Raw genomic sequence first — 21,270 nt, forward strand, 5'->3', positions numbered from 1 at the left:
ACGCCCGGAGAGGCCCGCTCGTCTCATCTCAGCCCGTACCCCGTGGCAAGAACCTCATGACCCACAACACCTAGACTCCACGACGTGACCGACCAGACCAGCATCCCCTCCCCCGACTCCCCCTTGACCGGCGACCATCCGGGCTTCGCCGAGGCCCGCGCGGCCGCCGACACCATCGCCCGGGCGACGGGCGTGGCGGAGCACCGCGTCGCCGTCGTCCTCGGCTCCGGCTGGGGCGAGGCCGCCGGCCTGATCGGCGACGAGGTCGCCGCCGTGCCGCTGGCCGAGGTGCCCGGCTTCCACGCCCCGAAGGTGCCCGGCCACAACGCGGTGATCCGCTCGGTCCGGCTGCCGGACGGCACGCACGCCCTCGTCTTCGGCTCGCGCACGCACTTCTACGAGTCCCGCGACGCCCAGGCCGTGGCGCACACCGTCCGCACCGCCGCCGCCGCCGGGGCGCGCACCGTGGTGCTGACCAACGGCTGTGGCGGGCTGGACCCGGAGATCGCCCCGGGCACCCCCGTCCTGATCGCGGACCACATCAACCTCACCGGCGCCACCCCGCTCGCCGGCGCCACGTTCGTGGACCTCACCGACCTCTACTCGCCGCGGCTGCGCGCGATCGCCCGTGAGGTGGACCCGTCCCTGCGCGAGGGCGTGTACGTCCAGTTCGCCGGCCCGCAGTACGAGACCCCCGCCGAGGTGCGGATGGCGCGCACCCTCGGCGGCGACCTCGTCGGCATGTCCACGGCACTGGACGCGATCGCGGCCCGTCACGCCGGGCTGGAGGTGTTCGGCATCTCGCTGGTGACCAACCTCGGCGCCGGCATCTCGGAGACGCCGCTGTCCCACGCCGAGGTCGTCGAGGCCGGCCAGGCCGCCGGCCCGCGCATCGCGCGCCTGCTCGCGGACATCGTGGGGCGGCTCTGATGCCCGCGCATCCCCCGCACGACGACGTCGCCGCGCTCCCGGAGGACGTCCTCGCCCGGGCTGAGCGGTGGGCGACGGAGGACCCCGACCCCGCGCACCGGGACACCCTGCGCGCCGAGCTCGACGCGGCCGCCGGCGTCGGCCCGGAGGCCGCGGCCGCCCGGGCGGCGCTCGCCGCCCGCTTCGCCGGGCCGCTCGTCTTCGGCACCGCCGGCCTGCGCGCCGAGGAGGGTCCGGGCGAGTCCCGCATGAACCGGCTCGTGGTGCGTCGCACCGCGGCGGGTCTGGCCGCGCACCTGTGGGACGGCGTCGGACGGGACGCGGCCCCGCCGCTGGCCGTCGTCGGGTACGACGCGCGACGCGGTTCGGCCTCCTTCGCCGCGGACACGGCCGCCGTCCTGACGGCCGCGGGCGTGCAGACCGTCCTGCTGCCGGACCCGCTGCCGACGCCGGTGCTCGCCTTCGCGGTGCGCCATCTCAGCGCGGACGCGGGCGTGATGGTCACGGCCAGCCACAACCCGCCCGCGGACAACGGTTACAAGGTCTACCTCGGCGGGCGGCTCACGGACGAGGCGGGCCGGGGGGCGCAGATCGTCTCCCCCGCGGACGCGCAGATCGCCGCCCGCATCGACCACGCGGCGTGGGCCGCGGACATCCCGCTCGCCGACGACGGCTGGACCGTGGCCGGGCCGGACCTGCTGGAGGCCTACCGTGCGGCGGCCCTCGGCGTGCTCGACGACGACCGGCACGGCCACCGCGACCTGCGCGTGGTCTACACGCCCCTGCACGGAGTGGGCGGCGCCGTGGTCCCGGGCCTGCTCGAGGACGCCGGCTTCGGCCCCGTCCACGTGGTGGCCGAGCAGGCCGCCCCGGACCCGGCCTTCCCCACGGTCGCGTTCCCCAACCCGGAGGAGCCGGGGGCGATGGACCTCGCCCTCGCCCTGGCCGCCGAGGTGGACGCGGACCTGGTGATCGCCAACGACCCCGACGCCGACCGCCTGGCCCTGGCCGCGCCCGTCACCGACGCGGACGGTGCCCGCACGTGGCGGATGCTCTCGGGCGACGCCGTCGGGACGCTGCTGGGCGCGCACGCGATGCCGGCCCTGCACGCGGCCGGCCGCAGCGCCGCGAACTCCGTGGTCTCCTCCCCGCAGCTGGCCGCCCTGGCGGAGGCGAACGGGGTGAGGCACCACGTCACGCTGACCGGCTTCAAGTGGATCTCCCGCGCCCCGGACCTCGGCTTCGGCTACGAGGAGGCCCTCGGCTACTGCGTGGACCCGGACATGGTGCGGGACAAGGACGGCATCACGGCCGCCCTCATGGCCGCGGAGCTGGCCGCCGCCCTCACAGCGCAGGGACGCGGCCTGACGGACGCCCTGGCCGACGTCGACGCGGTCACCGGCGCCATGCCCAGCACCCAGGTCTCGGTCCGCGTGGCGGACCTGTCCCTGATCGCCCGCACCATGGCGGCCCTGCGTCAGCAGGCGCCGGCCACGCTCGCGGGGGAACCGGTCACCGTGCGCCGGGACCTGGCCGCCGGCGGGGACGGGCTGCCGCCCACGGACGCGCTGCTGTTCGCCACCGACTCCGGCACCCGCGTCCTCGTGCGCCCCTCCGGCACCGAGCCCAAGCTCAAGTGCTACCTCGGCACCCGGGACGCCGACCCGGCCGCGGCCGCCGAGCGGCTCGAGGCGCTGCGCGCCGAGGTGACGGCCCTCGTGGGCGGCTGAGCCTCGGTAGGCTGGCGGACATGACCGTCTCCCTCACCACCGCCGAGCTGGCGAAGTACATCGACGCGACCGCCCTGAAGGCCGACACCTCGGAGGCGGACGTGCGCCGCCTCGTGGCCGAGTCCCGCGAGGCCGGGGTCAAGAGCGTCTGCATCAACCCCGTGTGGGTGCCGCTGGTGGCCGCCGAGCTCGCGGGCTCGGACGTGCTGACCTGCACCGTGATCGGCTTCCCCCTCGGCGCCAACGCCTCGGAGGTCAAGGCCTTCGAGGCCCGGCAGGCGATCGACGCCGGCGCGGACGAGGTGGACATGGTCCTCGACGTCGCCGCGGCCCGTGCCGGGGACCGCGCCCGGCTCGTCTCGGACGTCCGCGCCGTGGCCGAGGCCGCGCACGCGGACGGCCCCGCGGGCGACGGCGGGGCGCTGCTCAAGGTGATCGTGGAGACCGCCCTGCTGGACGACGACGCGATCGTCCTGGCCTGCGAGGCCGCGGTCGAGGCCGGGGCGGACTTCGTGAAGACCTCCACGGGCTTCTCCACCGCGGGCGCCACCGTCGAGCACGTCGCGCTGATGCGCCGCACCGTGGGCGAAGGCATCGGCGTGAAGGCCTCCGGCGGGGTGCGCACCCGCGCAGACGCCCTGGCGATGATCGAGGCCGGTGCCACCCGGATCGGGGCCAGCTCCGCGCTTGCTATCCTGGGATCCGACTGACTCGCATCACTTCGGCCGGGCGTCCGCCCCGGCCGGGACCGCACCGAAGGAGCATCACGTGATCCGCAACGGCAAGGCCATCGACCACTCCAACGTGGGCGGCGTCTGGGGTTCCCTGATCGCCTTCATCGTCGCCTTCGGCGCGTTCCTCGGCTGCCTCTACGCCATGGGCTTCTGGTCGCTCGAGTCGGTCTGGATCCCCGGCCTGATCGCGCTGGCCCTGGCCACCGTGGCCTTCATGATCCCCAAGGCGTTCCTGGGCCGCAGCGACACCGTGGACACCACCGCCATCCACACCCGTCCCGTCGTCGAGCACGCCGCCTCCGGCGCCCACGCCGTCGAGACCGGCGCCGCGCACCGCTGAGCCGTCCCGGAGCCGAGGATCGCTGACACCGGTCGTCCGGCCGCCGCGCGCCGAAGGGCGTCCACCCGCAACACGGGGGTGGACGCCCTTCGGCTTGTCTCCATCGCGGCGGTGGTGCTGGGTCACGCGTACCTGACGGACCTCACCTTCAGCCGGTACCTGGAGATCTGGCGGATGCCGCTGTTCTTCTTCCTCACCGGCTACTTCTGGACGCGCGGCCGCCCCTGGGCCACGGACGTGCGGGGCCGCTTCCGGAGCCTGATGGTGCCGTACCTGGTGTGGGCGGCGCTCATGTCCGTGGCCGCGTTCGCGTGGTTCGCCGACGACCCCGACCTCCTGAGGCGCCTGATGATCACCGGCTGGTACGGGGGCGCGGACCAGGAGCCCCCGTGGTGGGCGTTCTGGTTCATCTCCGTCCTGTTCTTCACCACGGTGCTGCGCCGATTCCTCGAGCGCTTCCCGTCCGCCGTCGCCTGGGCCGTGGGCCTGGCCGGGCTGGCGTGGGCCCACCTCGTGCCGGACTCCGCGATCGCCCGCACGCCTCTGGGCGTCGGGCTGGCCCTGCCGTGCCTGCTGTTCGTCCTCAGCGGCGAGACGTTCCGTCGCCGCGTCCAGCCGCACGTGCGACGCCATCGGACGCTCATCGGCGTCGGCCTGGTGCTGCTCGGTCTGGTCGCGGTCCGGCTGGGCCTGGAGCCGCCCAACATCAAGTTCGGCGGCTTCGGCACGCCGGTGCTCACCCCCGCCGTGGGCGTCCTGATGTCCGCGGGGATGGTGCTCGTGTTCGGTTCCACGGTGGAGGGACTGCTGCGCTCCTTCGCCCGACGCACCGGGACGGGTCAGGCCCTGCGCCGCGCCATCACCGCCCTGGTCCGGACGGGCACGGTGGTGGTGCTGCTGCACGGCTGGGTGCTGATGTGGGTCACGCGCCACGGCGTGGAGGACAACGCCGCCAAGTTCGCCCTCGCGCTCGCCCTCAGCTGGCTGGCAGGCCTCGCCCTGCTCGCCACCCCCCTGTCCAAGCCGTTCACGGGGGCGCGCCGCCGCTGGCACCCGGTGCACCGCCTGCGACACGTGGAGCCCCCGCACCCCGTCACGTCCGCGCTGCCGCGCGTCCCGACCGCCTCGGAGAGGACACACCCATGAGCAGGGATCATCGCCCCCCGATCCGCAATCCGTTCCTGCCGCCGACGCCGGAGGAGCCCGAGGTGCCGACCCGCGACGGCGGCCACCCGGCGGGTGACGGCGGCGACGCCGACGCCCCGGCGGCCTCCACGGCGCGGGAGGATCGCCTCGCCGAGTTCCGGCTCGGCCCGGCATTCCGCCCCCACCCGGCCGACCCCGCCACGCCGCGGCAGCGTGCGACGCCGACCGAGCGCACGGTGGCTCCCGCGCCCGTCAGGGCCGCTGAGCCAGCCTCGCCTGCCTCACCGGCCGACCGTGTCCCCGGCCCCCTGCCGAGCGCCCGCGTCCTCGTCGTATGCACGGGCAACATCTGCCGCTCCGCCTACGTGGAGTACGCGCTGCAGGCGCAGCTCAACGCCCTGCTCGGCGACCGGGGCCGCGCGGTGGTCACGAGCGCGGGCACGGAACCGAACCAGGCGCTGACCGTCCCGGGTCCGCTGCTCGACCTCGCGCCGAGCCGCCGAGTCCGCGCCGCGTTGACGCAGCATCGACCGCAGCAGCTGACCGGGCGTTCGCTGGCCGACCAGGACCTCGTCCTGACCGCGACGGACGACCACCTGGACGAGGTGCTGCGCGAGGACCCCGCGGCGGTGCGCCGGACCTTCACGATCCTCGGCATGGGCACCCTCCTGCGCGACCACGGCGAGGAGCTCGCCGCGGCGGTCCCCCCGGGCGCCGGCGTCACCGCGCTCGTGACGGCCCTGGCGGAGCTGCGCTCCCGCCTGATCGCCCACGGGGAGCGACCGGACGCGGATCTGCCGGACCCGTTCCGCGGCCCCGCCGAGGGCTACGCCGCGATGGCGCAGACCGCGCAGCCGATCGTCGAGCTGCTGGCGTGGGAGATCGCCCGGGCCCTCGACGGGGACCTCGTGGAGGAGGAGCCGACGGGCGCCTGACCGGCCGGCGTCAGAGATCGGGGACGGCGTGCCCGCCGGAGGACGGGACGCGCTGCCCCCGGCGCGCCGCGGCCAGGACCCGACGACGGCGCCGCTCGAGCACCTCGCTCTCGAGCGGGGCGTCCCGCTCGTCGAGCCAGAGGGTCGCGCCGGCGGCGACGACGAGCATGCTCGGGATCGTGATGAACACCTCGCCCAGCTGTGTCGCGGAGACGAACACGACGACGGCCGCCGCCTCCACTGCCACGCGCGAGGGGGTGCGCAGCCGGGCGTTGAACAGGCGCAGCCCGAAGAATGCGTAGGCGCCGAGGACGGCGAGGAGGAGCACGACGCCGCCCTCGGTGTAGAGGCCCGCGTAGGAGTTGTGGTAGTGCCACGTGGACCCGCCGAAGTCCACGTACGCCGTGGTGAGGCCCCGGCCGTACCACGGCGTCTCCGCGACGCGCGCAGCCGTCTCGGCCTGGATGTTCGAGCGCAGCCAGTCCGTGCCGGTGCGGTCCGCGAAGAAGGCGATGCGGGCCAGGTTCTCCTCGGCGAACGCGACCGCCCAGGCGAGGACCGCCAGCAGGACCAGGCGCAGACCCGCCCCCATCCGTGGCGTCAGCCAGAGCCACAGGACGGCGCAGGCGAAGCCCGCCATGGAGGTGCGAGAGCCCGTGAGGACGACGCACACCGCGGCGGCGACGAGCAGGATCAGCTTCCACCGCCGCGTCCGCACGAGGGCGAGCGCCAGGACCGGCATGGCCGCGTAGTAGAGGCCGGCCACGTTCTTGTCCGCGAGGACGCCGGTCAGGAAGCTGCCGTAGGGCGCGGGGACGAGGCCGGCGTAGAAGAGGGGCACGTTCAGGGCCAGGGCGGCGCCGAGCCCGACGGCCAGCGAGCGCAGGCTGAGCCGGCCGCCGGCGATGCAGCCGACGAGCCCGACGAGGGCCGCCATCCGCACCCACCGGCGCAGCCACTCCAGGTCCGGGATGCCCTGGGACACGGAGACGATCGCGAGGAATAGCAGCACGGCGGCGGCGAGCACGGCGGTCAACCCGAGGGCGGAGACATCGCGGCGGGACCGTCGGCACAACGCCAGGGCCAGCAGCAGGAGCATGCCCGCCTCGTTGAGCGGGAGCGCCACGGGGCCGAGGGGGACGCCGAACGCCTCCATGGCGAGCAGGGCGCCGAGCAGCAGTTCGGGTATGCGCAGCGGCTCGCGGGGGACGACGGCGTCCTGGTCGGCCGACCACACGGACGTGCCCCGGGCGGCGGCGCGGGCGTGTCTCTCCCGCTCCGCCTGCAGGGCCACGTAGCGGGGGTCGGAGTGCCGCAGTCCGTGCGCGTCGTGCCCCACCGTCATGACCGCTCCTCCGTCGCCCTGCCGGGGCGCGTCTCCACCCCACGCCCAGCGTAGACGAGTGCGAAGGAATGGGCTGTCCCGCTTGTTAGAGTGACCTGAGTCGCTGCCCTTCGATCCTGGGATCCCATGAACATCATCGATTTCCTCCGTGTGCTGCGTGCGAACCGCCTGGTGATCCTTGGGTGCGCCGCCCTGGGCCTGGCGTTGGGCCTGCTCTACTCGCTGCTGCAGCCCACGCTGTACACCGCGACCTCGACCGCGTTCGTCACGGTGGAGGGGGAGGCGAGCATCTCCGGCACCGAGACCGCCCAGACCCGCGCCCAGTCCTACATCCCGCTGATCAACAGCCGCACGGTCCGCGAGCGGATCGCCGCCGAGGGCTTGGACACCGCCGGCGCGACCATGAGCGCCGCCCTGGTGCCGAACTCGAACCTCATCACGGTGTCCGCCGTGGCCCCCGACGCGCAGCAGGCCGCCGCGCTGGCCAACGGGGCGCTCGTGGCGACCGCCGACGTGGCGAATGAGCTCGATCCGACGTCCAACGTCAAGGTCACGGCCATGGAGGACGCCCTCGCGCCGGCCACGCCCTCGAGCCCGGACCGCGTCCGCCACCTGCTGTACGGCCTGGGCGCAGGCCTCGTCCTCGGCCTGATCGTCGCGCTCCTGCGGCGGCTCCTGGACGTCAACGTGCGGACGACGACGGACGCCCAGGTGGCGGGCGGGGCAGGCCTGCTCGGCGCCATCCCCCTGGACCCCAGCATGAAGGCGGGCCGCACGGAGCCGATGGCACCCCTCTCCCCCCGGGCATCGGAGGCGGTGCGCCAGCTGCGGACCAACCTGCGGTTCGCTGCGGTGGACGACCCGCCCCGCACCATCGCGTTCACCAGCTCCAACCCCGGCGAGGGCAAGTCGACGGTGATCGGCAACCTGGCTCTGAGCGTGGCGGCCGCCGGCCAGCCGGTGATCCTCATCGACGCCGACCTGCGGCGCCCCCGCCAGGCCCTGCAGTTCGGCGTCGACGGCCGGGTGGGCCTGTCTGAGGTCCTCAACGGGGACGTCGCCCTCCAGGACGTGCTGATCCCCGTAGGCGAGGACGGGCTGCTCCTCCTGCCGGCCGGCCGCACTCCCCCGAACCCGTCCGAACAGCTCGGCTCCGCCCGCATGCGGGACCTGCTCACCGCCCTCGCCGAGACCCACATGGTGCTCGTGGACGCCCCGCCCGTGCTGCCCGTCACGGACTCGACCCTGCTCGCCACGGCGGTGGACGGCACCGTCCTGGTGGTCCGCCACGGCAAGACCCGCAAAGAGCACCTCGAGGTGGCCCGGGACATGCTCGCGGGCGTCAACGCCCGGGTGCTCGGCGTCGTGCTCAACGGCACCCCGGCCTCCGGTGTGGGCTCGGACTACTACGGCGGGGGCTACGGCGCGGACGGCGGCAGCTACGACGTCTACTACCAGGCGCCCCGGGACGCCGCCGACGCCGCGGCCAGGACCGCGAGCGACACGTCGGGACGCTGACCGCGCCCGGCCACAGGGCCAGGTCGCCGCACCGACGGCACGGGCCCGGGGATGCAGAAGGGCCCCGCCTCCGGGGAGGCGGGGCCCTTCGATGTGGTGCTCAGACGATCAGCACTTCTTCACCGAGGGCGGGGTGGTCTGGAAGCAGTTGCCGAAATCGACGACGCCGCCGTTGCACAGATCCGCGCCCTCAGGAGCGCCCGTCGGCAGGGCCAGCTCCAGCTTGCCATAGACGCAGCCGGTCTCCTCGCCCGAGTTGCCGGTCTCGTTCAGCACGTAGTGGTAGGTCTTGGACTTGCCCGGCTGGAGGCGCAGCTTGGCATCCCCGTCGGCCAGTCGCGTGCCTCCCTCGCACGGGGGGGCGGTGTAGAGACGCGCGTCTTTGCCGCTCCGGGTGGCCTGGCCGTCGAACGCCACGGTCCACTCGCCCGGGCTGACGTACACGGGGGTGGGGGACGTGTTGGTGACGGTGATGGTGAAGCCGTAGCCCTGCTTGATGCCATCGCGGTGGCCACCGCCCTGGTACTTCACGGCGGCGCCCGAGGTCACGTTGACACAGGCGGTCGGGGAAGCGGCGGCGAACGGGGCGGCGGCGACGGCGGCGACCGCCGGAACCGACCACGCGATGCCGGCGGTCACCTTGCGACGGGAGAGGGTGGAGGTGTTCTTCTGCATGGGCTTCACTCGTTTCGCGTTGAGGTGTGGCTTTCGCGCCCGAACGGGGTCAGGGGTCACGCGAGCGGACAAGAGCCCCCGCGACACCCTTCATGAGAATCGGCTGTGGAGGTCTCAAAGACAGTGTAGACGGTTCGCCCAGCTCGTCGCCAGCCTCCCTGTGCACCCGTGTGGAGGAGGGGCCCTCCTTTCGGTCGACTAAGCTCGCGGCCATGGGCGAACGAGCGACGGGACCGCGACCGGCCGCCCCGCCGTCCCTGGATTTCGAGGTCCGCGTCCGCCTCGCCCACGCCCGAATCACGCATCTGCTGGACCGGGTCGGCATTCGCGGCCTGCACGTCAAGGGCTACGCCACGGCGCCCGGCGTCTACCCGGAGCACCGCCGCAGTTCGGACGTGGACCTGCTGGTCCCTCCGGCCGATGCCGACGCCGTCATCGCACTCCTGGGCTCCCACGGCTGGGAACCGGTCGCCACCTTCTCTCAGGGGTCGATCTTCCAGCACGCGGCCACGCTCTGGCATGACCAGCTGGGGTACGTGGACGTGCATCGGCTCTTCCCCGGCCTCGGCGCGTCCCCCGAGGCGGCCTTCGACGCCCTGTGGAGCGAGCACATCCACCTCGTGATCGCCGGCCGGTCTGTCCCGGTGCCGAGCCCGCACCATCAGCGGCTCGTCGTGATCGTCCACGCGGCCCGCGACCCGTTCCGCGGTGGCCTCGACGTCCGGCACATCCGGGAGTCCCTCCCCGCCGAGAGCTGGGCCGCCCTGCGCGAGGAAGCCCACCGGCTGGACGCGGGTGCGGCCTGGCACGTCGCCACGGGCGAGGCCGCCGACGGCGTCGACACCCGGCAGCTGACCCTCTTCGCGGCGCTGCACGAGAGCCAGAGCGGTCTTGAGCTGTTCCGCACCCGGTGGCGGTCGGCCGCCACGGTGCGGGAGCGGGCCGCCCTCGTGGCCCGCACGATCCCGGTGAACCGCCCCCATCTGCAGATGCGCCTGGGCCGACCCGTCACCCGCGCAGACCTGTGGCGCGAGCAGCGCGCCCGGCTCGGCGCACTCGCCGGCTGGGCCTGGACGAAGGCGGTGCGCCGTGACCGGTGAGACCACCGAGGGCTGGGCGCTCGCCCCCGACATCGCGTGGGCCCGCACCGCCGGCGGCCAGGCCGCCGTCATGACGCTCGAGGCCGGTCAGCCGCTGCTGTTGGGCGCCTCGGGCGACGTGATCTGGGACGTCCTCGTGGGCGGCCGCACCCCGGGGGACGACCTGATCGCGGATCCGCCGGTGCCGCTGTCGACGACGGACGTCACGGTCCAGGTGGCGGAGGCGTTCGGCCTCGCTCCCGCCGACGTCGCGGCCGACGTCCATGCCTTCCTCGAGATGCTCGAGACGCACGGCGTCCTCGACCGCGTGAGGACGGCCTGACCCGGCTCAGCCCTCCGGCGCGAAGATCGCGTCGACCACCTGCTGCGCCCACTCGAGCAGCGGGACGTCCACGAGGTCCTGACCCATGACCGGCTTGGTCTTGGGCCGCGGGATGAGGACGCCGTTCAGGGCCGGCTTGACCTGGGCGCCCTTGTACATGCGGGTCAGGCGCATCTGACGGGACTCCGGCAGGTCCGCGACGGGGCCGAACTTCACGTTCTGCCCCAGCAGCATCACCTCGGTGACGCCCGCGGCCCGCGCCCGGTTGCGGAACCGGGCGACGGCGACGAGCGCCTCCACCGGCTCCGGCAGCGTGCCGTAGCGGTCCTTGAGCTCCTCCACCACGGCGTCCACGGCGGCGTCGTCCGCGGCCTGGGCGAGGTTGCGGTACATCTCCAGGCGCAGCCGCTCCCCCGGCACGTAGTCGTGCGGCAGGTGGGCGTTGACCGGCAGCTCCACCTTCACCTCGGCGGGCGCGGTGTCCTCCTCGCCCTTGAAGTCGGCCACGGCCTCGCCCACCATCCGCAGATACAGGTCGAAGCCCACGCCGGCGATGTGGCCGGACTGCTCCCCGCCCAGCAGGTTGCCGGCGCCGCGGATCTCGAGATCCTTCATGGCCAGCTGCATGCCCGCCCCGAGCTCGTTGTGGGTGGCCACGGCCTTGAGCCGTTCGAGGGCCACCTCGCCCAGGGGCTTCTGCGGGTCGTACAGGAAGTACGCGTACGCCCGCTCGCGGCCACGGCCCACGCGGCCGCGCAGCTGGTGCAGCTGGGAGAGGCCGTAGCGATGGGCGTCCTCCACGATCAGGGTGTTGGCGTTGGCGATGTCCAGGCCGGTCTCGATGATCGTGGTGGAGACGAGCACGTCGAACTTCCGCTCCCAGAAGTCCACCATGATCTGCTCGAGCCGGGCCTCGCTCATCTTGCCGTGGGCGACGGCGATCCGGGCCTCCGGCACCAGCTCGGCGATGCGCTTGGCCACCTTGTCGATGGTGGTGACGCGGTTGTGCACGTAGAACACCTGGCCCTCGCGCATCAGCTCGCGGCGGATGGCCGCGGTGACCTGCTGGTCCGAGTACGGGCCCACCGAGGTGAGCACGGGGTGGCGCTCCTCCGGGGCGGTGGCCAGGGTGGAGGTCTCGCGGATGCCGGTGAGGGACATCTCGAGGGTGCGCGGGATGGGCGTGGCGGACATGGCGAGCACGTCCACGTTGGTGCGCATCTTCTTCAGCGCCTCCTTGTGCTCGACGCCGAAGCGCTGCTCCTCGTCCACGACCACCAGGCCCAGGTCCTTGAACTGCACCTGGTCCGAGAGCAGCCGGTGGGTGCCGATCACCACGTCCACCTCGCCGTGCGCGAGCCCCTCGATGACCTCCTTGGACTCCTTGGCGGTCTGGAACCGGGAGAGCGCGGCCACCTTCACGGGGAAGCCGGCGAACCGGTCGGAGAACGTCTGGTGGTGCTGGCGGGCGAGCAGCGTCGTCGGGACGAGCACGGCCACCTGCTTCCCGTCCTGCACCGCCTTGAACGCGGCGCGCACGGCCACCTCGGTCTTGCCGAAGCCGACGTCGCCGGAGACGAGCCGGTCCATGGGGACGGCCGCCTCCATGTCCTTCTTGACGTCCTCGATGGTCGTCAGCTGGTCCGGCGTCTCGATGAACGGGAACGCCTCCTCCAGCTCGCCCTGCCACGGGGTGTCCGGGGCGAACGCGTGGCCGCGGGAGGCCATGCGGGCCGAGTACAGGCGGATGAGCTCGCCGGCGATCTCGCGGGTGGCGCGCTTGGCCTTGGACTTGGTCTGCGCCCAGTCCGAGCCGCCCATCTTGGACAGCGACGGCGTCTCCCCACCCACGTAGGTGGAGATCAGGTCGAGCTGGTCGGTGGGCACGAACAGCCGGTCGCCGGGAGCGCCGCGCTTCGAGGGCGCGTACTCGAGCACGAGGTACTCGCGGTAGGACTCCTCGGCGCCGGGGGCGGTGCGCGGGCCGCCGGTGACCTTGCGGCGCTGCAGCTCCACGAAGCGGGCGATGCCGTGCTGGGAGTGCACCACGTGGTCGCCGGGCTGCAGGGTCAGCGGGTCGACGGCGTTGCGCCGCTTCCGGGCCAGCCGCGCCCCGGGGGCGCGCGTGCCCGCGGTGCGGTGCCGGCCGAAGAGGTCGTGCTCCGTGATCAGGGCGATCTGCGCGTCCGGGATCGTGAAGCCGGAGCCGACGGGCGCCGTCGCGATGGAGACCCGCCCCGGGGCGAGGTCCGCGGGCAGGGGCCCGTCCACCACGGAGGCCGTGAGGCCGGCCTCCGTGGTGAGCTCGGCGAGACGGCGGGCGGAGCCGGGGCCGTCGGTGAGGACCACGGCATGCCACCCCTCCGCGAGCCGGACGCGGGTGTGCGCGACCATGGCCTCGATGTCGCCCGAGAAGGTCTGCGGGACGCCGAGGGTGGCGCGCAGGGTGGCGGCGTCGGGCAGCAGCTCATCGTCCGAGACCAGCGCGGTGACGGACCAGAACCCCTGGTCCTGCTCGAGCGCGGCCGCGCGGAGTTCGGCCACCGTGAGGAAGCCGCCCGCGGCGGACTGGTCCGCCCCGGCCACGTCCACCGGGGCGACCGCGCCCTGCGCGGCGCCGGCCCACGCGGCCTGGAGGAACTCCTCGTTGGTGGCCAGCAGGTCGTCGGCGCGGCCGCGCAGGCGCTCAGGCTCCACGAGGACGGTCAACGAGCCGGTGGGCAGCATGCGGGGCAGCGACGTCATGGCCTCGGCCAGCAGCGGGGAGAGGGACTCCATGCCCTCCACGGCCACGCCCTCGGCGATCCGGTCCAGCATGTCCGCGGCGGCGGGCATGGCCGGGATCAGCTCCTTCGCGCGCCGGCGCACGTGGTCCGTGATCAGCAGCTCACGGCACGGGGGCGCGTACAGCTCGGAGGGGTGGCCCGAGCCGTCCTCCGTGGTGTCCTCGAGGGAGCGCTGGTCCGCCACGGAGAACCAGCGCATCTGCTCCACCTCGTCGCCGAAGAACTCGATGCGCACGGGGTAGTCCTCGGTGGGCGGGAACACGTCGATCAGCCCGCCGCGCACGGCGAACTCGCCGCGCCGGCTGACCATGTCCACGCGCGAGTAGGCGGCGTCCGCGAGCGCGGCCACCACGCCGTCGAAGTCCCGTTCCTCCCCCGTCCGCAGGGTCACGGGGCTCAGCTCGCCGAGCCCGGCCACGAGGGGCTGCAGCACGGCGCGCACGGGGGCGACGACGATGCGCAGCGGGCCCTCCGCGTGCTCCTCCGGGTGCGCGAGGCGGCGCAGCACGGCCAGGCGGGCGCCCACGGTGTCCGAGCGCGGGGACAGGCGCTCGTGGGGCAGCGTCTCCCAGGACGGGAACAGCGCGGCGGCGCCGGCGGGGGCCCAGGCGGCGAGGTCGGTCACGAGGTCCTCGGCCTCGCGGGTGGTCGCGGTGACCACGAGGACGGCGGCGCGCTCGCCGTGGCCCTCGGCCAGCGCCTCGGCGAGGACGGTCAGCAGGGGCGCGCGGGCGCCGTCGGGCAGCCCGATCTCCAGCTCGACGCCCCGGGCCTCGAGCGGGCGGGACGCGGAGGCGGCGGCCGCCTCGAACGCGCGTTCGGCGCGCAGGCGCGGCAGCAGCGGGGCGAGGACGGGGGTGGTCATGCGCGGACCTCCGGGGCAGCGGTGGGGCCGTCGGTGACGGCGGCGTCCGTGACGGCGGGCAGTTCGGTGGTCATGATCTCCCGGATCTCTTCGAGGAAGGCGAGCACGTCGTCGGCGCCGCCCACGGGGCCGCCGGCGGTGAGCCGGTCCGTGCCGAGCAGCACGGCGGTGGGGAACGAGTGCAGGCCGATGGCCTGCGAGGCGGCGCCGTTCGGGTCGGTGAGCACGAGCGACGCGTCGACGGCGCCGCTGCGGATCGCCCCGTCGGCGCCGGGGGCGCGCTGGGGCATGAGGACCCGCAGCCGCACCGGCCCGAGCGCGTCCTTGAACTCGTCCAGCCGCGCGATCACCCGCGCGCAGGAGCCGCACCCGGTGGACAGGCGCAGGGCCACCACGGCCCCGTCCTGGACCAGCCGGTGCAGACCGGTGTACTCGCCGTCCGCGACCACGACGGCGTCCGGGAACGGGCGGCGTTCGGGCTCGGCCGCGCCCACGGGGTCGACGGCGGCCGGGGCCTCGGGCGTGGGCGTCGCCGGGGCGGCGTCGGGTGCGGCCGGGACGGACTCGCGGCCGGCCAGGAACGCGGCGGTCGCGAGCAGCACGGACACGAACAGAGCCCACGCCCACGCCCCGGCGCCGAAGGCGGTGAGCGGCTGCCAGGCCAGGCCCGCGCCGTGCACCGCCAGCGAGACGATCCCCTCCACCAGGGCCAGGACGGCGAGCACCAGGAAGACGATGTTGCGGACCACCGTGGTGCGGGAGATCGGGGCGGCCGAGGCCTCCCCGAAGCAGCCGCACGAGACGCCGTTGTCCTTCGCCCGGACCACGAGCGCGAGGAAGGCGGCGAAGAGGGCCACGGCCACCAGGCCGACGACGGGACGCAGCAGGGTGAAGGGCTGCAGGAGGGCGGCGGCGAGCAGCAGCTCGAGCCAGGGGAACGCGCGCGCCAGGGCGGGGGCCGCGAACGGGCGGGGCACCTTGAGCCGGGTGAACGTGGCCTGCACGTCCTCGCCGGAACGGAGCTTCGCCGTCCCGCTCAGGAGCATGATGAGGGCCACGGCCCAGAGTGCCGACATGGCGGACACACCTTCCAGGGGGTTCACGAGGGGTCGCGCGGCCGGTCCCGGCACCGTGCACGGGACCCGGGTCGCGGAGGCCAGCATATAAGGTGAGGGATGGACGCCCATCGCCGTCGGCGAACCGGTGCCGGCCCTCTCACGGCCCGCCGGGCGCGGCCCGATTCGACCCGAGGAGACACCGTGGCCTTTTCCGCTCAGCAGTCCATCCCGCACCCGCCGGCGGCCGTGGCGGCCGCCCTGGCGTCCGAGGACTTCCACCGTTCCGTGGTCGAGTCCTTCGGCGGCTCCCTGGTCTCGTTCTCCGTCGAGGGCTCCCCGGAGGGCGCGATGACCGTGACCGCTGTGCGCTCCCTGCCCGCGGACCGCATCCCGGACCGTGTCCCGGACATGGCCCGCAAGCTCATCGGCTCCGCCCTCCAGGTGGAGCAGGTGGAGCGGTGGGACGCGCCCGCCGCGGACGGCTCCCGCACCGGCACCACCACCATCACCGTGCCCTCCGCCAAGTCGACGGCGGACGGCGCCCTCCGCCTGACCGCCGCTGGTGAGGGTTCCCAGTTCTCCGTGGACGGCACCCTCGTCTGCCGGATCCCGCTGGTGGGCTCGAAGCTCGCGGCGAAGGCCGAGCCGATGGTCGGCAAGGTCGTCAATCACCAGGCCCGGGCGCTGTCCTCGTGGCTCGAGCGTGACGGCGGAGCCGCGCGCGGTTGATCCCGTTCTCCCGCCCCGCCCCGTCGAGCCCGGCTCCGCCGGCCCGGCGGGGACGTCGGGCACTGCCGGCGCCGGACGCTGTGCTCATGGTGTGCACCGGCAACGTGTGCCGCTCGGCCTATGCGAGCCGCGCCCTGCAGGGCCGGCTGGCGGCTCTGGTCCCCGGCCGGGTGGAGGTCGGCAGCGCCGGTTCCCAGCCGAACCAGGCGCTGACGGTGCCCCCGCCGCTCGTGCAGCTCGGCGCGGAGGCCGGCGTCGCCGGGTTGGAAGGCCACCGGCCTGCCGCTCTGCAGCCGTTCATGGTGGTGGAGGCGGACCTCGTGCTGGCCGCGGCTCAGGAGCACATGCGCTTCGCACTTCGTGAAGTGCCGCAGGCGGTCACCCGCGTGTTCACCGTGCTGGAGCTCGCGGCGCTGGTCCGCGCGATGGACGAGCGAGACGGACGGGACTGGATCCCCGCCGGTCGCGGGGTGCGCGCCTTCGCCGCGGAGGCGGCCCGCCACCGGGCCCTCGCGCGGTCGGCCGCCCAGCCCCTCGACGTCGTGGACCCGTTCCGCGGGCCGGTGGAGGGGTACGCGGAGATGATCCAGACCATGGATCCCGCACTGGAGACCATCGCGGACGCCCTGGCCCGCGCCGTGAGCCGCGCGGACTGAGACCCGGACGCCCCCGCGCGTCGACGACGCCGCGGGGCGGGAGGTCAATGGAACGCCTGCTGGGCGGCCTCGAGCCCGTCCGTGACGAGCTTCTCGACGGCGTCCGCCGCGCGGTCCACGTGCAGCGGCAGGACGTCCTGCTCGGTCTTGGTGAAGGGGCGCAGCACGAAGTCGGCCACGTCCATGCGCCCCGGGGGTCGGCCGATGCCGACGCGCACGCGGGCGTAGTCCTTCGTGCCGAGGGAGGCGGTGATGGACTTCAGGCCGTTGTGGCCGCCCTCTCCCCCGCCGCGCTTGAGGCGCAGGGTGTCGAACGGGATGTCCAGCTCGTCATGGACCACCACGAGGTCCTCGGGGCCGATCCCGTAGAAGGCCGCCAGCGCGGAGACGGGGCGTCCGGAGACGTTCATGTAGCCGGTGGACTTCGCGAGCACGACCCGCGGTCCCCCGATGCCGAGGCGACCCGTGGCCACCACGGCGCCGGCCCGGTGGCGGGTGAACCCGACCGCCATGCGGGAGGCGAGCTCATCCGCCACCATCTGGCCGACGTTGTGACGGGTGCGCTCGTACTCGGGCCCGGGATTGCCGAGCCCGACGATGAGCGTGGTCCCCGTCGTCATGGCGTGATCAGTCCTCGGAGCCCTCGGACTCGCCCTCGGCGGACTCGGCGGCCTGCTCCTCCTGCACGGACTCGTCGCCGAGGTCCTGCTCGACGACCTCCGAGACGGTGGCGATGACGATGTCGTCCTCGAGCTGCAGGGTGGTGCCGGCGGGGACCTGCACGTCCGGGGCGTACACGTGGTCGCCGGCCTCGCGGCCCTCGACGGAGATGGTGACGGCCTCGGGCAGGTCGGTGGCGTCGGCCTCGACCGGCACGGTGACGTAGTCCAGCACGTAGTCGTTGCCGGGGGCGACCTCGCCCTCGACATGCACGGTGACCTCGACGATGACCTTCTCGCCGCGGCGGACCTCGATGAGGTCCAGGTGCTCCACGGTGTCCTTGATGGCGTGGCGCTGGATGTCCTTGGGCAGGACCAGGTGCTCCTCGCCGGCCTCGTTCACGACGGTGAGCAGGGCGTTGGGGTTGCGGACGGCCAGGGTGGTCTCCTGGGCCGGCAGCAGCAGGTGCACGGGATCCTGGCCGTGGCCGTAGACGACGGCGGGGATCAGGCCGGCACGGCGGGCCTGGCGGGCGGCGCCCTTGCCGAAGTCGGTGCGGCGGGTGACCTTGATCTTGAGCTGGTCAGACATGATGCGTCCTCCTGTGGGGGTCTCGGCCGCGCTGCCGGGGGCGGCGCGGGATGCGGCCAGGAGGGGGCTTCTGTGCCGCAGCGGGTCAGCATGCTGACGCGCGGTGGCGGCCTCGTCGATCACGGAGCGCGCGCTCCCTCGCCTGGGCAACCTGGACAGGATAGCACCGACGCCGGCGGGCCGGCTCAGACGCCTGCACGCCGGGACCGCTCGATGATGCGGTCCAGCTTGCGGCGGTGGGCCCGGTCCTTCGCGGGCGCGCCCTGGGATTCCTCATTCTCCTGGGCACTCAGCAGCAGACCGCAGCCGAGGACGACGGCACCGAAGATCGTGATGAACACCTCACCCAGCTGGAGGGAGGTCACCAGGATGATGAGGGCGGCGGCCTCGACGGCCACCCGCGACGGCGATCGGTGCGTCCGGGCGAAGGGCCGCAGGCACAGCCACAGGTAGGCGCCCACCACCACGATCAGGAACGGCCAGCCGCCCTCCACCAGCAGCCCCAGATAGGAGTTGTGGAAGAACATGGTCACGTTGTCCAGCTCCACGAAGGCCGTGGAGAGGCCCTGGCCGAAGAAGGACGTGTCCGCGACCTTCTCCGCGGACGCCTGCTGGATCTCGGCCCGGAACCAGTCCGTGCCCGTGCGGTCTCCGAAGATGCCGAGGTCGGCCAGGTTCTCCTCGGCCCAGCTGACGAACCAACCCATGACGACCCCCAGTGCGATACGCAGGACCCGCCCCAGGTAGGGGCTCACGAGGATCCACACGACGGCGCAGAGCAGACCGGCCATCGAGGTCCGCGAGCCGGTGAGGAACGTCAGGGCGAAGCCGGCGCCCAGCACGAGGAGCTTGGGGCCCATGCGCTGCATGGTGGCCACGAGCAGCACGGGCAGGAGCGCGTAGAAGAGGCCGGAGACGTTCTTGTCCCCCAGGAACCCGGTGAGGTAGCCGCCGTAGGTGTCCGGGGCCAGGCCCGCGTAGAAGAGGGGCACGTTGATCAGTGCGCCGGCCGTCATCCCGTAGAGGACGCCCTTGATGTCGATCCTCTCGCTGGCGATGGCGTAGATCAGCAGGATCAGGAGCGTGATCCTCGTGGCGCGACGCGTGGGGTCGAGGTCGTTGTGCACGGTCACCGCGACGAGATACGCCACCAGGGCCAGTGCGACGAGGGCCAGCACGCCGTAGTGGGACAGGTCCCGGCGGGGCTGCCGGAATGAGGCGAGGAGCAGCAGAAGGATGGCGGAGAACTCCGCGAACGGGATCGGCAGGCCGGGAGCGGTGAACGCATCCATCACCAGGCCGATGGCCAGCACGGCCTCGAACAGCCGCGGTGAGGCCGGCGTGACCAAGGGGTTCCACGGGGAGCGGGTCCACGCGGCCTGACCGTCCGGGACGAGGCCGAGTGAGGGGTGACGCCTGGCAGGCCGGGCCTCGGGTGGCGCGACGGCCCCCATGGCGCGGGCAGCCGTCCGGTCACGGGGCGTGCTCGGGCGCATGGTGCGGAACCTTTCGTGGACGCCGGGCAATACTCGGCTCAGCGTAGCGCGGTGGCGGGCCTCGTCCTCGGGGCCTCAGAGCGCACGGTAGGTGTTGGTACCGTGGACCTGTGCGTTTCCTGGCCACAACGGCCCGCGCATCCCCGTCCATGACCCCCGAGGTGCCCCGTGACGATCGTCGACTTCTTCCGCCTCCTGCGCGCCAACCTCCTGCTGCTCCTGGCAGCAGCCCTCGTGGGGGGTCTGTTGGGTTGGGGCTACTCCGCACTGCAGCCCCGGATCTACGCATCCGAATCTCAGGGGTTCCTCGCCGCCCGGGCTGCAGATCAGAGCCTCATCACCAGCAACCTGCCCGCCGAGAGCCGGGCTCAGGCCTACGTCGCCCTGATCAACAGCGAGGCCGTGCGTGAACGCGTGGCACAGGACACGGGGCAGGACGGCGACGGCTCGCTCTCCGCGGTGCTCGTCCCCGAGTCCAGCATGATCAAGGTGACCGCCACCTCGACGGATCCCGAGACCGCCGCGCAGCTGGCGAACAGTGCACTGCAGGCGACGGCGGACGTGGCGGCGGACGTGGACAAGAACAGCCCGCTGGAGGTCGTGCCGCTGTCCGATGCCCGCGTGCCCTCTGCCCCCGTGAGCCCTGACACCCGGCGCAACGTCCTCTTGGGCGCGGTGGCCGGACTGGGCGCGGGACTCGCCATCGCCGTGCTCCGCCGCCTCCTGGACGTGAAGGTGCGCAGCCGCGCCGACGTGAAGGAGATCACCGGCGCCGGCGTGATCGGAGCCGTTCCGGAGAACGCGTCCCTGACCCGCACGGGCGAGGAGGCCGTGGACCTCGACCCCCGGGCCGGCGAGGCCATCCGGGCGCTGCGCACCAACCTCAAGTTCGTCTCCGTCGACGAGCCGCCGCGCGTCGTCTCGTTCACGAGCGCGGACCCCTCCGAGGGCAAGTCGACGGTCGCGTCGAACCTGGCCCGCGCCCTGGCCCTGGCCGGCGAACGGGTGCTCGTGGTGGACGCCGACCTGCGGCGGCCCCGGCAGCACGACCTCTTCCAGGTGGCGGGCGACGTGGGCCTGTCCGAGGTGCTGGCCGGTGAGGTGCAGCCGGACGACGCCCTCGCGGCCACCGGCATCCCGAACCTCACGCTGCTTCCCGCCGGCCGGACGCCCCCGAACCCGTCGGAGCTGCTGGGCTCGAAGCGCATGCGGGCCCTCTTGAAGCTGGCGTCGGAGGACTTTTTCGTCATCGTCGACTCCCCTCCCCTGCTGCCCGTCACGGACGGCTCCCTCCTGGCCGCCGCTGTGGACGGGACGGTGCTCGTGGTGCGTCAGGGACGGACCCGCAAGGACCACCTGGAGGCGGCTGTGGAGAATCTCGCCGCAGTGGACGCGCATCTGCTGGGCGTCGTCATGAACGGCGTCGCGCGCTCCCAGCGCGGCGGCGGCTACTCCTACGGCTACGGCTACGGGTACGAGAGCACGTACCACAAGTCCCATGACAAGTACCTGCAGGGAACCGGCAAGGGCGGAAAGAAGTCCCGTCGGGCCGCACGGGCGAAGAAGGGCTGACGCCAGTCCCCTCCACACGCTGGGGCCCCGCACCTTCCGGTGCGGGGCCCCACTACGTCTGTGCGCGCCGGCCAGTGCTGGC

Annotated in this window: 19 protein-coding genes; 12 read left to right on the forward strand and 7 right to left on the reverse strand. The window is 73.6% G+C overall.

Going from position 1 to position 21,270, the window contains the following annotated elements; all coding sequences use genetic code 11:
- The first annotated feature begins 84 nt into the window (after positions 1–84).
- From QL983_RS03150 to QL983_RS03175, 6 genes are all read left to right on the forward strand, one after another.
- Positions 85–930, forward strand: a complete 846-nt coding sequence (locus QL983_RS03150; RefSeq protein WP_002854392.1) for a purine-nucleoside phosphorylase — start codon at positions 85–87, stop codon at positions 928–930.
- Positions 930–2,660 (forward strand): phospho-sugar mutase, encoded by a 1,731-nt coding sequence (locus QL983_RS03155; protein ID WP_207476257.1) that lies wholly within the window; start codon positions 930–932, stop codon positions 2,658–2,660. Before QL983_RS03150 ends, QL983_RS03155 begins: the two co-directional genes overlap by 1 nt.
- 20 nt (positions 2,661–2,680) lie before the next feature.
- Positions 2,681–3,370 (forward strand): deoxyribose-phosphate aldolase, encoded by a 690-nt coding sequence (gene deoC / locus QL983_RS03160; RefSeq protein WP_049144972.1) that lies wholly within the window; start codon positions 2,681–2,683, stop codon positions 3,368–3,370.
- A 58-nt stretch (positions 3,371–3,428) separates the two neighbouring features.
- Positions 3,429–3,734, forward strand: a complete 306-nt coding sequence (locus QL983_RS03165; protein ID WP_036317357.1) for a hypothetical protein — start codon at positions 3,429–3,431, stop codon at positions 3,732–3,734.
- Between the two features lie 78 nt (positions 3,735–3,812).
- The gene (locus QL983_RS03170) at positions 3,813–4,880 is read left to right on the forward strand and encodes an acyltransferase (RefSeq protein ID WP_123243891.1); all 1,068 of its coding nucleotides are present in this window, start codon (positions 3,813–3,815) and stop codon (positions 4,878–4,880) included.
- Entirely contained in the window at positions 4,877–5,815 is a 939-nt protein-coding gene (locus QL983_RS03175) for a hypothetical protein (protein ID WP_207476258.1), read from the forward strand. Before QL983_RS03170 ends, QL983_RS03175 begins: the two co-directional genes overlap by 4 nt.
- A 10-nt stretch (positions 5,816–5,825) precedes the next feature.
- Here QL983_RS03175 and QL983_RS03180 read toward each other — a convergent pair whose 3' ends face one another.
- Positions 5,826–7,160 (reverse strand): O-antigen ligase family protein, encoded by a 1,335-nt coding sequence (locus tag QL983_RS03180; RefSeq protein ID WP_207476261.1) that lies wholly within the window; start codon positions 7,158–7,160, stop codon positions 5,826–5,828.
- A 126-nt stretch (positions 7,161–7,286) separates the two neighbouring features.
- Between QL983_RS03180 and QL983_RS03185 the strand changes: the two genes are divergently transcribed.
- Entirely contained in the window at positions 7,287–8,678 is a 1,392-nt protein-coding gene (locus QL983_RS03185; RefSeq protein WP_207476268.1) for a polysaccharide biosynthesis tyrosine autokinase, read from the forward strand.
- 108 nt (positions 8,679–8,786) lie between these two features.
- On the opposite strand, the gene QL983_RS03190 is transcribed toward QL983_RS03185, so the two are convergent.
- Positions 8,787–9,353, reverse strand: coding sequence for a hypothetical protein (locus QL983_RS03190; RefSeq protein WP_207476270.1), 567 nt, complete (start codon positions 9,351–9,353; stop codon positions 8,787–8,789).
- Positions 9,354–9,565: 212 nt separating this feature from the next.
- Between QL983_RS03190 and QL983_RS03195 the strand changes: the two genes are divergently transcribed.
- The gene (locus QL983_RS03195; protein WP_207476811.1) at positions 9,566–10,453 is read left to right on the forward strand and encodes a nucleotidyltransferase family protein; all 888 of its coding nucleotides are present in this window, start codon (positions 9,566–9,568) and stop codon (positions 10,451–10,453) included.
- Entirely contained in the window at positions 10,443–10,775 is a 333-nt protein-coding gene (locus tag QL983_RS03200) for a PqqD family protein (protein ID WP_098093389.1), read from the forward strand. Before QL983_RS03195 ends, QL983_RS03200 begins: the two co-directional genes overlap by 11 nt.
- A gap of 6 nt (positions 10,776–10,781) precedes the next feature.
- Here the strand turns inward: QL983_RS03200 and mfd are convergent, their stop codons facing one another.
- Together mfd and QL983_RS03210 are read right to left on the reverse strand one after the other, a co-directional pair.
- Positions 10,782–14,426 carry a transcription-repair coupling factor gene (gene mfd, locus QL983_RS03205; RefSeq protein ID WP_230297520.1) on the reverse strand — a complete coding sequence of 1,215 codons (3,645 nt, stop codon included), beginning with the start codon at positions 14,424–14,426 and terminating at the stop codon, positions 10,782–10,784.
- Complete coding sequence (locus QL983_RS03210; protein WP_230297519.1) at positions 14,423–15,502, reverse strand: MauE/DoxX family redox-associated membrane protein; 1,080 nt, start codon at positions 15,500–15,502, stop codon at positions 14,423–14,425. The genes mfd and QL983_RS03210 overlap by 4 nt, the downstream gene beginning before the upstream one ends.
- Before the next feature lie 183 nt (positions 15,503–15,685).
- Here QL983_RS03210 and QL983_RS03215 point away from each other — a divergent pair, with 183 nt between their 5' ends.
- Together QL983_RS03215 and QL983_RS03220 are read left to right on the forward strand one after the other, a co-directional pair.
- Positions 15,686–16,213, forward strand: a complete 528-nt coding sequence (locus QL983_RS03215; RefSeq protein WP_135019297.1) for a DUF2505 domain-containing protein — start codon at positions 15,686–15,688, stop codon at positions 16,211–16,213.
- Positions 16,214–16,299: 86 nt separating this feature from the next.
- Entirely contained in the window at positions 16,300–16,869 is a 570-nt protein-coding gene (locus QL983_RS03220; RefSeq protein WP_230297518.1) for a phosphotyrosine protein phosphatase, read from the forward strand.
- A gap of 44 nt (positions 16,870–16,913) precedes the next feature.
- Here QL983_RS03220 and pth read toward each other — a convergent pair whose 3' ends face one another.
- The 3 genes from pth to QL983_RS03235 form a co-directional block, all read right to left on the reverse strand.
- Positions 16,914–17,489 (reverse strand): aminoacyl-tRNA hydrolase, encoded by a 576-nt coding sequence (pth, locus tag QL983_RS03225; RefSeq protein ID WP_230297517.1) that lies wholly within the window; start codon positions 17,487–17,489, stop codon positions 16,914–16,916.
- A 7-nt stretch (positions 17,490–17,496) separates the two neighbouring features.
- Entirely contained in the window at positions 17,497–18,120 is a 624-nt protein-coding gene (locus tag QL983_RS03230; protein ID WP_044659564.1) for a 50S ribosomal protein L25/general stress protein Ctc, read from the reverse strand.
- Between the two features lie 185 nt (positions 18,121–18,305).
- Positions 18,306–19,469, reverse strand: a complete 1,164-nt coding sequence (locus QL983_RS03235; protein WP_230297516.1) for an O-antigen ligase family protein — start codon at positions 19,467–19,469, stop codon at positions 18,306–18,308.
- Positions 19,470–19,784: 315 nt separating this feature from the next.
- Here QL983_RS03235 and QL983_RS03240 point away from each other — a divergent pair, with 315 nt between their 5' ends.
- The gene (locus QL983_RS03240; protein WP_095347210.1) at positions 19,785–21,188 is read left to right on the forward strand and encodes a polysaccharide biosynthesis tyrosine autokinase; all 1,404 of its coding nucleotides are present in this window, start codon (positions 19,785–19,787) and stop codon (positions 21,186–21,188) included.
- Positions 21,189–21,270 lie beyond the last annotated feature (82 nt).

Source organism: Micrococcus sp. APC 4021, assembly GCF_030407635.1.
Taxonomy (GTDB): domain Bacteria; phylum Actinomycetota; class Actinomycetes; order Actinomycetales; family Micrococcaceae; genus Micrococcus; species Micrococcus luteus.

Bases quoted from the DNA above. Each gene is read 5' to 3' on its own strand.
- QL983_RS03155 (WP_207476257.1), top strand. From the start codon at position 930: ATGCCCGCGCATCCCCCGCACGACGACGTCGCCGCGCTCCCGGAGGAC.
- deoC (WP_049144972.1), top strand. From the start codon at position 2,681: ATGACCGTCTCCCTCACCACCGCCGAGCTGGCGAAGTACATCGACGCG.
- QL983_RS03175 (WP_207476258.1), top strand. From the start codon at position 4,877: ATGAGCAGGGATCATCGCCCCCCGATCCGCAATCCGTTCCTGCCGCCG.
- QL983_RS03180 (WP_207476261.1), bottom strand. From the start codon at position 7,160: ATGACGGTGGGGCACGACGCGCACGGACTGCGGCACTCCGACCCCCGC.
- QL983_RS03185 (WP_207476268.1), top strand. From the start codon at position 7,287: ATGAACATCATCGATTTCCTCCGTGTGCTGCGTGCGAACCGCCTGGTG.
- QL983_RS03190 (WP_207476270.1), bottom strand. From the start codon at position 9,353: ATGCAGAAGAACACCTCCACCCTCTCCCGTCGCAAGGTGACCGCCGGC.
- QL983_RS03195 (WP_207476811.1), top strand. From the start codon at position 9,566: ATGGGCGAACGAGCGACGGGACCGCGACCGGCCGCCCCGCCGTCCCTG.
- mfd (WP_230297520.1), bottom strand. From the start codon at position 14,426: ATGACCACCCCCGTCCTCGCCCCGCTGCTGCCGCGCCTGCGCGCCGAA.
- QL983_RS03210 (WP_230297519.1), bottom strand. From the start codon at position 15,502: ATGTCGGCACTCTGGGCCGTGGCCCTCATCATGCTCCTGAGCGGGACG.
- QL983_RS03220 (WP_230297518.1), top strand. From the start codon at position 16,300: ATGGTGTGCACCGGCAACGTGTGCCGCTCGGCCTATGCGAGCCGCGCC.
- pth (WP_230297517.1), bottom strand. From the start codon at position 17,489: ATGACGACGGGGACCACGCTCATCGTCGGGCTCGGCAATCCCGGGCCC.
- QL983_RS03230 (WP_044659564.1), bottom strand. From the start codon at position 18,120: ATGTCTGACCAGCTCAAGATCAAGGTCACCCGCCGCACCGACTTCGGC.